The sequence below is a fragment of the Caballeronia sordidicola genome (assembly GCF_000729995.1).
GTDB classification, from domain to species: domain Bacteria; phylum Pseudomonadota; class Gammaproteobacteria; order Burkholderiales; family Burkholderiaceae; genus Caballeronia; species Caballeronia sordidicola_A.
This window is the reverse complement of the sequence record NZ_JNFG01000020.1, coordinates 308,238-321,136: the sequence shown is the minus strand read 5'-3', so window position 1 is coordinate 321,136 and position 12,899 is coordinate 308,238. Positions and strand designations below refer to the sequence as shown.

Sequence of the window (12,899 nt, the reverse complement as noted above, 5' to 3'; positions counted from 1 at the left end):
CCCAAAGAAAAAATGACGGTAAGCAAACAATTTTCTCTGCAAAGGATTTCTTCGGTTAGCGCACAAAGTCCTACCCTGTACCCCGTTTATTCCGCTTCATGAAATTCAGCGCCAGTACATAACGTTGTTTGACAATTGATGAGACCGCTAAGCCGCTGCGGGTTTCATGACGTTCATATTGTCGAGGTCGAGTTTGCATCGACGACCGCCGAGGCTGCCTCGATTTCACTTCGTCGCCCAAGCCAGATCCAGACCATTCCCGCGAGCAACGCGCAGACGGCCATCACACCGCTCATCGAAAAAATACCGAGTACTGGAAACAGCAGCGCAACGAATGAACTCGACGCCGCCCCGCACAGCATCTGTATAGATGTCAGCAAGCCGCCCGTCACGCCCGCCAATTCAGGAATGGGATCAAGCGCGCCGTGTGCGGCACTGGGAGCCGCGAGCCCGAAGCAAAAAGTACTCGCCACGAGCAAGGGCATGATGGTGAGCAACGAGGCGTGATGCACTACGCTCAGCGCAATCAAACCAACGGTCGCGACGAGCGTCATGCAAATAGCGGTGGCGAGAATGCGCCGCGATTCAAAACCGTGCGCGGCGATGAAACCGTTCACCGTTGCACCCGCGACAATACCCGCGCCGGTCATCGCGAACATCGCGGCATAGATGATCGGCCTGACATGCAGGACATGCAGCAGCACCAGCGGCGAGCCGGCCACGTACGCGAACATCCAGCCGAACCCCAAGCCGTTGATGAGGATATGCCCCATCACTGCGCGATGTGTCAGTGCACGTCGATATCCATCGCGAAGCCCAGACAGCGCGAAACCACCGCTGCGTTGTGGCGCCGATTCCGTCAAGCCGGCCCAGGTGGCCACCGCCGCCACCAGTCCGCAGACGGCCATGACGCCATAAATTCCTCGCCATTCAATCGCTGCCAGCAAGCCGACGCCAATGGACGGCGCAACAATTGGCGCTACGTTCGCGACCACGGTGATGGCAGCGAGCCGGTGCTGCATCGCGTTGCCTTCGAACAGGTCGCGCACGATCGCAAGTGCTACGGTCATCCCCGCGCCCGCGCCAATGCCCTGCACGAGGCGGGCGCCGAGCAACACGGCAATGCCCGGCGCCAGCGCTGAAATAATGCCGCCCGCCGTGAACAATGCAAGACCGAGCAGCAATGTAGGCTTGCGGCCACGTGCATCGGAAAGAGGGCCGTAAACGATCGGGCCCACCGCAAAACCCGCCATGAACAGACTCAACGTGAGCCCGGCCTGACTCGCGCTCGCGTGCAACGTGTTTGCAATATTGCCAAGCGCAGGCAAAGCCATATCGATGGAAATGGGCGGCAATGCAGCCAGCGCGCCGAGGAACACAGCGAACAGGATGGATTGCGGCGCGAGTCGCCAGCGTTGCATCGCATCAGCTCCGTTTCGTTTGCGGTGTCAGGACCACGCGGCCCTTCGTTCCCTCCGCGACCGCCTGGTAGGCGGCTTGTGCGTCCTCGAGCGTGAAGGCGTGCGCGATGGCCGGCGCCTTGTAGCTGCCGTCTTCGAAGCCGGGGCGCAGCGCTTCCAGCATCTGCGCGGACGCAACCAGATCGCGTTTCAACGTGTCGACGCCAATCAGGCGGCTCTCGTTGTGGTAGAAATCCGCGAGATTGAAGGTGACTTCGCGACGATCCGACGCCGATATCTCCACCAGCCGCCCACCCACCTTCAGCATGTGCAAGGCCGTTTCGAACATCGATCCGCCGACGGTATCGAATACGACCGCCGCGCCGCCGTCCGTTGCTTCACGGATGCGCGCGATCGAATCCGGGGCTTGCGAATCGACCATTGCATCGACGTAAGGGCTCGTCGAGGCCGCGCCGCGCGCCACGCCCACCACCTTCGCACCGATACGTTTCGCGATCTGCGACGCCGCTCCGCCCACGCCGCCGAGCCCAATGATCACGATGCCCTCGCCGGCCTGCAATTGCGCCGCCTCGACCACCGCGCACCACGCCGTGATGAAATTCACGCCAATCGCCGATGCTTCCTCGAACGTCAGGTTGACCGGCTTGCGACGCAAGCTCGCAACCGGCACGACGACCTGTTCAGCATGCGTCCCGTCGCGTGTGAAACCTACGTCGCCGCCCGAGCCCCACACGTGAGCGCCCAGCCACTCGGCAGGACCGGCAATCACCACGCCCGCATAGTCGCGGCCGGGCGTACGCGGCAGCGTCGTCTGGCTCATGCGCCCTTGCACGTTCTTTACGTCACTCGGATTGATCGATGCCGCGAAGACCTGGACGACGGCTTCATCCCCAGACGGCGCAGGCGCAGGCAAATCGCTGGAAAAAAGGACCGATGGATCGCCGTGTTGGTTGAAGCGCAGTGCTTTCATGATGTTTCCTCCGTTGTCATGTGCGCATTATTGCCGCGCGCGAGCGTGGCGAAAAGGCATCCGTCCGAATAGAATCGTTGCGTCAAGTGGAAAGATGAACCCAATCGATGCCCGATGAAATCAACGAGTTGCGCCTGTTTGCACAGATGGTCGACGCCGGCAGTCTCTCGGCAGCGGCGCGCCGGACCGATGGCTCGACAGCAGCCATGAGCCGGCGGCTGGCCGCGCTCGAAAAGCGCCTGGGCGTGCGCCTTGTCACGCGGACGTCGCGGCGCTTCGACCTGACCGTAGAAGGTGCGCTGTTTCATGAACGCGCGCTCGCGATCCTGCACGCCATCGACGACGCCGAGGCCGAGATCAGCGCTCAGGCGCGCGTACCCCAGGGTTTGTTGTGCATCGGCGCGCCGTCGGAGATTGGGCGCAAGCAGATCGCGCCGCTGATCGAAGCGTTCTCGGACCGGTACCCGGAGGTCGAGGTGCGGCTCGTGCTGTCCGATATCGGACTGGATGTGATCGACGACAATCTCGACGTGGCGTTGCGCATCGGCTTGCCGGCGGACACCGGCGTGATTGCAAAGAAGCTGCTGTCGAGCAGGCGCATTGTGTGCGCGGCGCCAGCGTATCTGGCGCGGCACGGCACGCCGCAAACGCTCGCCGATCTCTCCGCGCACGATTGCCTGCGGCTCGTGCGCGGGCAGCGTGTTTTCGACAGATGGTTATTCGTGGAAGACGGTCGGCGCCGCGAGATTCAGGTCCGCGGCACGCTCTCGACCGCAAGCGGCGAAGTGCTCCACGACTGGGCGCTCAAAGGCCGCGGCCTTGCGCTGAAGGCGCTGTGGGACATAGAAGACGATTTGCGCGCTGGCAGGCTGATTGAGTGCCTTGCGCCTTATCACTGCGACGAAATCGAGTTATACGCGGTGTTTGCGACCCGGCGGCATTTGTCGCCGCGAGTGCGGGTGTTTCTTGATTTCGTACAGGAAGCGCTTGGCGTGAAGCGTTCGGCTTGAGCGTTTCACGCCGAGCGCTTTCTCAGCCCGTTAGCTGGAAGCGAGCGGCATCCACGGGTCGTTGCCGGTTGCCGGATACATAAGCGAAACCTCTTTGCTCACGCGAACGATTTCATGGATGTTATCCCTGAAGTTCGGGCTCTTTTCGTAGCTGATAAAGCCGGCGTCCGCAACGGCGGACAAGGTCAGCAACGCGAAAGCGATGCGCTCGACGATCATAAAGCGGCGGGCCATTTCCAAAGTTCCTTCAATCTTTAACTTTGGGAATTATAAGGGTTTTCACCTACTTTTTGCCAGCCGAAATTTGGGGCTAGTGATGGAAAACGACACTGTCCGACGCACTACTTAGGAAATTATTGCTTCTTTTCATCACACGAAAAGCCTGCTTTATTTCGTCGCTGTATCGTTATCGTCTTGTTGCTGCACTGCCGTTGAACACGATCACGAAGGGGCAATTTACCGCTTATGGCAATAGAAGCCGAGCACCGCGCCACGGCGCAATTCCCGCCGGAAGGCATGAAAACGGAGCGTGTCGTGCTACGTCCGGCCAGCAGTCAGTACACCGGCGCGCTGCTTATCTACCGGCTCGCCAATCGCGCGCACCTCGACCACTGGGAACCGTTGCGAGAAGGCTCCTTCTTCACCATGCCGGCCGCGAATGAACGCATGGCGTTAATGGAAAACGCGATGGCCGCCGGTACCGCGTTGCATCTGCTGATTTTCTCGAACGAACGCCGTCATGCGCTGATTGGCGACTGCCACTTCACGAACATCGTGCGGGGGCCGTTTCAGGCGTGCCATCTTGGTTATTCCATCGATCAGCATTACGAGGGACGCGGGCTCATGCGCGAGGCGCTTGCCGCGGCGCTGAGTTTTATCTTCGATGCCTATGGGCTGCATCGCGTCATGGCGAGTTATCGGCCGGAGAACGATCGCAGCGCGCGCCTGCTGGCCAGCCTCGGATTCGAGCATGAAGGCGTGGCCAAGGCGTATCTCAAGATCGACGGGCAATGGGCGGATCATGTGCTGACGTCGTTGGTGAACCCGAAGGATTGAGGTTTGCCCCATATGATTTACGCTACTTCCTCAGATACCCGCACCAGCACCTTGCCGAAATTACGGCCATCGATCATATCGAGGAACGCTTGCGGTGCGTTCTCCAACCCTACGGTGACATCCTCGAGATGCTTCACCTGACCCGCTCGCAAAAAGCCGCCGACATCGCGTAGGAAGGCGTCCCGATACTCGGGCAGGAACTCATAGTTGATATAACCGCGCACCGTCAGGCTGCGCGTCAGAATCGCGCGCATGGTCGCGGCGAGGCCATCGTCGGCAGCAGCATTGTTGCCCGAGGTCTGCGCCATTAATCCGCAGACGGGCACACGGCCGTATTGATTGAGCAAAGGCAGCACAGCCTTCCACACCGCGCCACCGATGTTCTCGAAATACACGTCGATACCCTTGGGACACGCATTCGCCAACTGATCGGCGAAGTCGGGCGCGCGATGGTCGATGGCGGCATCGAAGCCGAGTTCGTCCACCACATAGCTGCACTTCTTCGCACCGCCGGCAATACCCACGACGCGGGCGCCGGCGATCTTGCCAAGCTGACCCACGAGCGAGCCGACCGGGCCGCTCGCCGCGCCGACCACGACCGTCTCGCCGCTTTTCGGCTTGCCGATCGCCGCCATGCCGGCATAAGCCGTGAAGCCCGGCATGCCGAGCACGCCGAGATAAGCGCGCATCGCAATACCGTCTGCGGATAATGGACTCAGGTCGCGGGCATCGGCCACCGCGTGGCTGACCCAGCCCGCGTTCACGGGCACCTGGGCGCCAGCAGGGAGCGTTGTGTTGTTGGATTCGATTACCGTGGCGACGCTTTCGCCCGGCATCGCCTCGCCGATTTGCGCAGGTTTCGCGTATGACCGCGCGTCGTTCATGCGGCCGCGCATGTACGGATCGAGCGATAGATAGTCGATGCGCAACAGCACCTGCCCTTCACCCGGCACGGGCATGGGTACGTCTTCAAGACGGAAATCGGAGAGCGCGGCGCGACCGCTGGTGGGACGCGAGGCCAACACGATTTGTCGAGCGGTAGCTGAGGTCATGCGGTTTCTCCAGGATGAATCGCGGGGAAACTGAGCATATACGCGCTTGCGAGATTGCGCTTAGCCGCGCGGTCGGACGTCGGTGGTCCGCTTGATTCTCTTGACTCGTTTATCCCTGCGACGCGATGAAAGCATCGATTTCCGCCGCATCCGGCGACGTTGCAGGTCCGTGGTGCGTCACCGAAATTGCCGCCGCAGCGTTCGCGCGACGAGCGGCCGTTCGTGCATCGGCGCCGGTCGCAAGTACGGCCAGGAACACGCCGGCGTGGGCATCGCCGGCACCGTTGCTATCGACTGCTTTTACCGCGAAACCCGGTACATGGTCGCGTGTTTCACCCACTCGCAGATGACAGCCGGATGCGCTATCGCGCACGATGGCGAGCGCGCCGGTTCTTAACCGCGCGACGATCGAGTCGAATGCCGCATCGAAATTGTCGGTCCTGGCGAAACGCAACGCTTCCACGCGGTTGCTAGTCCAGATCGACACAACGGCCAGCGTGCGCGCAAGTAACGTTGCATCGATAGCATCAACCAACGGTCCCGGATCGAACGCCACGCGCGTTCCAGAAGGCAGTTGTTCAAGCCAGTCGATAAGCAGAGCGGCCTTGTCCGCGAGCATCAGGCTATAGCCGCTTACATAGACAATGTCTCGCGCATTCACCGAGAGCGCGTCAAGCACGTGCCGATCGAGCACGCTTTCTGCGCCCATGTACGAGACGAACGTGCGCTCGGCGGATGCATCGACCATGGCGACGCACAAGCCGGTATCCTGATCCGCGACCTCCGGCCCAGCGATCTCCACGCCTTCCTGCGCTAACGCGTCGCGCGCCATATCGCCGAAACGTCCGTGGCCATGACCGCCCGGATACACCACGCGCATGCCGCTGCGCCGCGCTGCAGCCATCACGTTGAAACCGCCGCCTACTTCGAAGCTTGCGTTGTGCGCGAGCACGTCGCCGCCGGGCGGGGGTAGCTTGTCGATCTGCATGACCAGGTCGACAATCACCTGCCCCGTATGAATCAATCTCGATGCCTGCTGCGAGTCTGCTTGCGTCATGCTGTCTTCCAACGTTTAGCCGTACTGCGCGCACCGCCTAACAATGCGTACACGCCTGCTGCCACTACGAATGTCACGATCCATCCGAGGCCATTGCGTCCAAACCATGAGTCAGCAAATATGCCGTGGATCGCACCTGTGGAAAGGAAGCAAAAACCGAGCACGATCGCCAGCGCCCATGCACCGAACGCACGCCATTCGATCCCGCCTTTGTACCAATACGCGCTGCGCGGGGAGACATCGAGCAAGTCAGTCGGGGAGTATTCCTGGCGATGGATCAGATCCACCACGAAGATACCGACCCACGCTGTGATAGGCACCGCCAGCAGCGAAATGAAGCCGATGAACGGACCGTAGAAGCTCCCGGCAATCAGCATGAAGTAGATCGAGCCCGCGAAGATCACCACGACGTCGACCACCACCGCCTGAACGCGCTTCACCTTGAGGCCAAGTGTGAGCGTCGTCAAACCAGCCGAATACACGGAAAGGTAATTAGACAGCAGCAAACCGCCGAACGCCGTGATCAGATACGGAATAGCCATCCACGTAGGCAACATTTCGCGGATCGCGGCGATCGGGTCCGTGGCCGACGCGAGATGATCGTTGCCCACCGACAGCAGCGCGCCAAGCGTGACAAGCAGAATCAGCGGAATGCCCGCCCCGAACGCAGCGGATGCCACCAGCGCCGGACCCTTGACCGTCGGCGCCTGATAGCGCGACATATCGGCACCTGCGTTAGCCCAGCCAACCCCCGTACCCGCCGCAATGGTGCCAATACCGATAATCACCGCGCTCAACGGCGCAGGCGCTGCGTTGAAAACCGCATGCCAGTTGATCGCCGTCACGAGAAAGCCGGCCACCAGCAAGTTGAGCACGCCGAAAACGTACGTCGACCATTTCTGGATCACGAGCAGCGTAGCGTGACCGAGCCCCGACACAATCAAAGTCAGCACCACGAACACGGCGATGAACACAAGCGTCAGCACCGGCGCGTTCTTGGCTTCCGCGGGCGTGCCGAACACAATGGTTGTAAGTGACAGCAGCACGTACGCGGCGGTGGTCGTGTTGACCGTCTCCCAGCCGAGCCGCGATAACAGCGAGACGATGGTCGGCCCAATATTGCCGCGCACCCCAAAGATCGCACGCGACAGCGTGAGACTTGGCGCATGTCCGCGCCGCCCCGCGATCGAGATCACGCCGACAATTGCGAACGATCCCGCCGCGCCGATCACCGCGACAAGCGCCGCCTGCCAGATCGCGAGATGCTGGAAAGCAACCAGCGTCGCGCCGAGCGGCAGTCCGAGGATGCTGATGTTGGCCGCGAACCACACCCAGAAAAGCTGCAGCGGATGCCCATGACATTCGCCTTCCGGTACAGGTTCAATACCACGCGTCTCGACTTTACGAGCGCTGTTTGACGTGCGTGACGAAGCCATCTGAGTCTGATCTCCAGATTAAAGGGTACTGCGAAAAGTGCGTTAAGCGCGTCAGGAACTTGCGGCGCGCAGTCCAAGCAAACGATCGACCAGCGGCTCGAGATCGAGCGAATTCACACGTCGAATGGTCTCGATGGGACCAGCCGGCAGCGCGTCATAACCTGCGCACGCACCAAGGATCGCGCCGAGCATGGCCGCGATCGTGTCGGTGTCGCCTCCCAGGCTCGCTGCAGCCCCCAGGGCGGCTTCGATCGTGCTACTACGTGCATCTGCTTCAAAGGCCAGCGCGAACGCCGCCACGACCGATTCCTGCGACGCCACCGACGTACCGATCACGTCGTAGATCGTGTCCGCCACCTCATGCGCGGCGCAGTTGCGCATCAGCTCACGTGCATGTCGGATACGCGGCGCGATACGCCCGCCCGCAACCCAGAACCCACGGCTTTCGGCGACCTCGGCCATCGAAATACCGGCCTCGAGCGCTTTAGCCAGGCTCGCGCCGTTCAGTCCGGCCGATACCGCCGCCGCGACCGCCGCCGCACTCGAAATACCGAGCGTGGTGTTATGCGTCACGACACACGACTGCACGACGGCATCGATAAACACATCGCGGCACCTCAGGTCGAACGCGATCCCGACCGGCGTCACGCGCATGGCCGCGCCATTGGTCGTACCAAAACGGCCCGTGCGCAGCGGATCTTCACCGGCCGCAATGCGCTCGATAGCCTGCTTCGTCGATGGCCCGAGCAAATCGAGCGAGCCACGCGCTTTCATCGACGCTTCCCATTCGATCAACGCTTGCGCGAACGCCATCGGTTCGATCTTGCCGTGGCCGTCGGCCAGCAAATGCGCAACGAGAACCGCCTGTTCCGTATCGTCGGTGATGGAGCCGGCCCGAAGACCCGGCGCGATCGGTTGATCCGGAAATGCGTTTTCCAACTTGCCGATACGTCCGAACTGCTCAACGATGCGCTCCCGGCTGAGCGACTGGGTTGGCATGCCGAACGCATCGCCGAGTGCAAGACCGTAGAAGGCGCCGCGTGCGCGATCCGCCAACGTGGGGTGATTCAAAAGCAAAGACGAAGACATCAGAATTCCAGGTGTAGTGCAAAAAAAGCCGGGTCCAGCAAGCTCACGACATACTCGATAATCCGTTCATCCCGGTCCCGCGTGACGCGCCGCGAACGCAGGAACGAGGTACCGGTGCGACGCTTGAGCAGGCGTGCATCGGCCGCTTCAAGGCCGACCACCTCGGCCCATTGCTCGCCGTGATGCGGCACCATGCCATGCTCGATCAGCGTCCGGTTCAACGAGCCGCCTACGAGCCCTTCCAGCGGCAACGCGGCGAGGTCGTCGTTGAACGGCAAGCGGCTGCGTTCGAGCGAAATGCATTGCGCTTGCGCGTCAGCGCCGATCACGCGCATCCGGTCGATCGCCACGAAAGTCGTGCGCTCAAGCTTCAACTCTTGCGCAAGCGTCTCGTCTTCGACCAGCGCAATTTGCAGCAAACGGGTCTGCGCGCCGCCCGCTTTTTCTATCGCGGTGGTCCAGCCAAGCGTCCCGTCAAGCGCCTGACCGTTGAACGTCACGAACGAACCGATGCCGCCCTTGCGCGTAATCAAGCCACCGCTGGTCAACAGGTCCAGCCCCTTGCGAACGGTGTTGCGGCTGACTGCAAAACGCTCGACCAGTTCGTTCTCGCTTTCCAGTTGTTGCCCGAACGGCAGACGCCCGGTGAGGATCTCCTGCTCGATCGTGGCGGCAACCATATGCGCCTTCGAGCGCCCGACCTCTGCGGTTTTTACAGCACGTTTAACCATGGTGCGACTCCTGTGCCTATGAGGATTGGAAGGTCCAGTCTCTACAGAAGCACAAGTATGCACATGTTTTTTAAAAAGCGACGATCGAAACCTGATTGAAAGCTTCGGCGGTACGCGCCGGCCTCCGCTGCTGCTACTTGTTCTTTTTATGCACTTTTATAAAGTACATGTAGGAACATGTACAGAATTTAAGACGTCATATTGCGATGGTCAAGCGGGAATTAATGAGGGAAAACCCTAAGATGTGGTGGTTGCGCCAAGCGACGTTTCAGTCGGGAAAGAGCCGGTCGCGGCTCCTTCCTTATTTTTACGATCTGGCCTTAGCGGGCGTCCGGCTCATCTCAAGCAAACGTTCGATACCCTCGCGTATCGGGAAGGTGTTTTGCGTCCCATCCCGAAGCCGCAGCGACACCGTCTCGTCACGCTGGTCGCGTGCGCCCACCGTGATGAATACGGGGATCCGCTGTTCACGCGCATCAATGATCTTTCGTTCAAGCCGTTCAGGCCTGTCGTCGAACACCGCCCTTAAGTTCGCTTCGTCCAGCAAGTCCATCACGCGTTGTCCGTAGGCCACGCTGGCATCCGACACCGTTGCCACCGTCACCTGATCGGGCGCAAGCCACAGGGGCAACCAGCCCTCGTGATGCTCGAGAAGCATTGCGATAAACCGCTCCATGCTGCCCAGGACCGCGTGGTGAATCATCACCGGGCGAAGGTGCTCGTTCTCGAACGAAACGAAGCTTGCGTCGAGACGATCCGGCAAGACGAAATCAAGCTGGATCGTGCCGCACTGCCAGCTACGGTCGCGGCTATCCATAAGATGGAACTCCAGTTTCGGGCCATAGAAAGCCCCTTCTCCCGGACGCACATCGAACGTCAGGCCGGCGGAAGCCGCGGCCTTCGCAAGCGCCTCTTCCGCGCGATCCCAGACCGCATCATTGCCTGCCCTCTGATCCGGACGCGTAGCCAGTTGCACGCGGAACGTCGAGAAGCCAAGGTCGGCATAGACCACGCGAAGCAAATCGCAAAACCGCCCGACCTCGGCTTCCACCTGATCTTCCGTGCAGAAGACATGGGCATCGTCTTGCGTGAAAGCGCGCGTGCGTTTCAATCCCTCGAGCGACCCCGAAGGCTCGTCGCGATGGCACGCGCCAAACTCGCTGTATCGGATCGGCAGGTCGCGATAAGAACGAATGCGCTGATTGAAAATCTGCACATGACACGGACAACTCATGGGTTTCAGGCAATAGGGCTGGCTTTCGTGAGCCTCATCCTGATTGCCGTTCACCGAATACATGCCGGCCTGAAATTTATCCCAATGCCCGCTGCGTTCCCAAAGCGAACGCGCCAGCAGTTGTGGCGTACGCACTTCGCGAAACCCTGCACCCCGCATTCGACGCCGGATGTAATCTTCCACTACGCGATAAAGCTCCCACCCACGCGGATGCCAGAACACCATTCCGGGTCCTTCGTCCTGCTGATGGAACAGGTCCAGTTTGTTACCTAACTGCCGATGATCGATATCGTCCACAATGCTCTCCGTTAATTTCAAGGGCCGTAACGGACAGGGAGGGCTGCACAACGCAAAAGGCCCCGTCCGTTGCCGGCGGGGCCTTCTGAAAAACGCACTTCGATACTTTATCGCGCACGGCCTCCAGACGACCCGCCTGAGAAGGTGGTCGTGGTAGTCGCGGACGTGAGGGTGAAGAAATGTGAGTTCATGTAGCAAACAATAAAGGGCTTTAGGGGCAGCCGTCAACATCGTTATTGAAGAACGATGAATCTCCAAGGGACTGTTCGCGCTACTCGAAACTGACCAGAACTTTCATCGCGCGTGAGCGATCGGCGGCCAACTCGAACGCGTTCGTCGCGTCCGTATAAGGAAACGTCGCCGAGATCAACGGCTTCACGTCGATCAACCCTTTGTTCAGCAATTCGACCGCTACAGCGAACTCCTCATGAAAGCGGAACGCACCGCGCAATTCGAATTCCTTCGCAACGAACATATTCACCGGCAAAGTCATTTCCCCGCCAAGCCCGACCTGCACGATCACCGCCCTCGGCCGCATGGCATCGAGCGCGCCTCTAAGCGCGCGTTCATTGCCGCTCGCCTCGAACAGCACGTCGAAACTCCCTTTGTTCGCCGTGAACCGGGACAATCCGTCCAGGTTGTCAGCGACATTGACGACCTCATCGGCGCCCATTTGCAGTGCGCTGGAAAGCGCCAGTTCGCCTACGTCCGTTACCACAATGGTGGCTGCTCCCGCACGCCGGGCAGCCGCCACGATCAACGCACCGATAGGCCCGCAGCCAGTCACCAACACGCGCCGGCCCAGCAACGCTCCAGCACGGCGCGCGGCATGCAGCGCCACGGACAATGGCTCGGCCATTGCCGCTTCGCCATCGCTCACCGACGCCGACACTTCATGCGCCTGCGAACGGTCGATCACGATCTGCTGCCGGAACGCGCCTTGCACATGGGGACTGCGCATTGCACTGCCGTAGTAGCGCATGTCGAGACAATGATTCTGCAAGCCCTGCTGACAATATTGGCACAAACCGCACGGGCGGCTCGGGCTGATCGCAATCCGAGTCCCGGGCAGGATGTCATTGACACCTGACCCGGCTTCCTGCACCACGCCCGATACCTCATGGCCAAGGATCATCGGCTCACGAATGCGGACGGTACCGAAACCGCCATGCAGGAAGTAATGCAAGTCCGATCCGCAGATACCACCGGAACGGATGCGGACCAGTAACTGTTGCGGCCCGATCTCGGGCGTCGGAGTCTCTTCGACGCGCAAGTCGTGAGGGGCGTGGATCACCAATGCATGCATAGCGAAGCCTTGTGCGATGTTCTGGAATAGGGCGATGCCTCGACCAGGCGGCGTCGTGGCATAACGGCGAGCTGGGCAGATGAGTCCTGCCGGTATGGCGCTAGCTACGTTAAACCAGCCCGAAGCCCACACCAAGATGACTTTCGTCCAGTCGGATAACGATCGCTTATAGGACCCGGCGCCATAACCACCTGTTATCCCGTCAAACCCAAAACGTCTTGGCAGATAAGCAGCGAGCCC

12 protein-coding genes are annotated in these 12,899 nt (G+C 60.7%); 2 read left to right on the top strand and 10 right to left on the bottom strand.

The window, feature by feature from the left end; translation table 11 throughout:
- Positions 1 to 173: 173 nt before the first annotated feature.
- Both FH08_RS0120675 and FH08_RS0120670 read right to left on the bottom strand, forming a co-directional pair.
- On the bottom strand, positions 174 to 1,421 hold the full coding sequence (locus tag FH08_RS0120675; protein ID WP_051888394.1) for a multidrug effflux MFS transporter: 1,248 nt from the start codon (positions 1,419 to 1,421) through the stop codon (positions 174 to 176).
- A 4-nt stretch (positions 1,422 to 1,425) separates the two neighbouring features.
- Positions 1,426 to 2,391 carry a quinone oxidoreductase family protein gene (locus FH08_RS0120670; protein ID WP_031360177.1) on the bottom strand — a complete coding sequence of 322 codons (966 nt, stop codon included), beginning with the start codon at positions 2,389 to 2,391 and terminating at the stop codon, positions 1,426 to 1,428.
- Between the two features lie 107 nt (positions 2,392 to 2,498).
- Between FH08_RS0120670 and FH08_RS0120665 the strand changes: the two genes are divergently transcribed.
- Positions 2,499 to 3,401 carry a LysR family transcriptional regulator gene (locus tag FH08_RS0120665; RefSeq protein WP_031360176.1) on the top strand — a complete coding sequence of 301 codons (903 nt, stop codon included), beginning with the start codon at positions 2,499 to 2,501 and terminating at the stop codon, positions 3,399 to 3,401.
- A 30-nt stretch (positions 3,402 to 3,431) separates the two neighbouring features.
- Here FH08_RS0120665 and FH08_RS0120660 read toward each other — a convergent pair whose 3' ends face one another.
- Positions 3,432 to 3,635: a hypothetical protein gene (locus FH08_RS0120660; protein ID WP_031360175.1), complete on the bottom strand. Its 204-nt coding sequence runs from the start codon at positions 3,633 to 3,635 to the stop codon at positions 3,432 to 3,434.
- Positions 3,636 to 3,866: 231 nt separating this feature from the next.
- On the opposite strand from FH08_RS0120660, the gene FH08_RS0120655 reads away from it, so the two are divergent.
- Positions 3,867 to 4,457 carry a GNAT family N-acetyltransferase gene (locus FH08_RS0120655; protein WP_051888393.1) on the top strand — a complete coding sequence of 197 codons (591 nt, stop codon included), beginning with the start codon at positions 3,867 to 3,869 and terminating at the stop codon, positions 4,455 to 4,457.
- Between the two features lie 17 nt (positions 4,458 to 4,474).
- On the opposite strand, the gene FH08_RS0120650 is transcribed toward FH08_RS0120655, so the two are convergent.
- The 7 genes from FH08_RS0120650 to FH08_RS0120620 form a co-directional block, all read right to left on the bottom strand.
- Entirely contained in the window at positions 4,475 to 5,509 is a 1,035-nt protein-coding gene (locus FH08_RS0120650; RefSeq protein ID WP_031360173.1) for an NADP-dependent oxidoreductase, read from the bottom strand.
- A 109-nt stretch (positions 5,510 to 5,618) separates the two neighbouring features.
- Positions 5,619 to 6,566, bottom strand: coding sequence for a PfkB family carbohydrate kinase (locus FH08_RS0120645; protein WP_031360172.1), 948 nt, complete (start codon positions 6,564 to 6,566; stop codon positions 5,619 to 5,621).
- Complete coding sequence (locus FH08_RS0120640) at positions 6,563 to 8,002, bottom strand: purine-cytosine permease family protein (RefSeq protein WP_031360171.1); 1,440 nt, start codon at positions 8,000 to 8,002, stop codon at positions 6,563 to 6,565. Before FH08_RS0120640 ends, FH08_RS0120645 begins: the two co-directional genes overlap by 4 nt.
- A gap of 51 nt (positions 8,003 to 8,053) precedes the next feature.
- On the bottom strand, positions 8,054 to 9,091 hold the full coding sequence (locus FH08_RS0120635) for an ADP-ribosylglycohydrolase family protein (RefSeq protein WP_051888392.1): 1,038 nt from the start codon (positions 9,089 to 9,091) through the stop codon (positions 8,054 to 8,056).
- Positions 9,091 to 9,822 carry a GntR family transcriptional regulator gene (locus FH08_RS0120630; protein WP_031360169.1) on the bottom strand — a complete coding sequence of 244 codons (732 nt, stop codon included), beginning with the start codon at positions 9,820 to 9,822 and terminating at the stop codon, positions 9,091 to 9,093. Before FH08_RS0120630 ends, FH08_RS0120635 begins: the two co-directional genes overlap by 1 nt.
- A gap of 307 nt (positions 9,823 to 10,129) precedes the next feature.
- Positions 10,130 to 11,353: a threonine--tRNA ligase gene (thrS, locus tag FH08_RS0120625; RefSeq protein ID WP_051888391.1), complete on the bottom strand. Its 1,224-nt coding sequence runs from the start codon at positions 11,351 to 11,353 to the stop codon at positions 10,130 to 10,132.
- A gap of 271 nt (positions 11,354 to 11,624) precedes the next feature.
- The gene (locus FH08_RS0120620) at positions 11,625 to 12,659 is read right to left on the bottom strand and encodes an L-idonate 5-dehydrogenase (RefSeq protein ID WP_031360167.1); all 1,035 of its coding nucleotides are present in this window, start codon (positions 12,657 to 12,659) and stop codon (positions 11,625 to 11,627) included.
- Positions 12,660 to 12,899 lie beyond the last annotated feature (240 nt).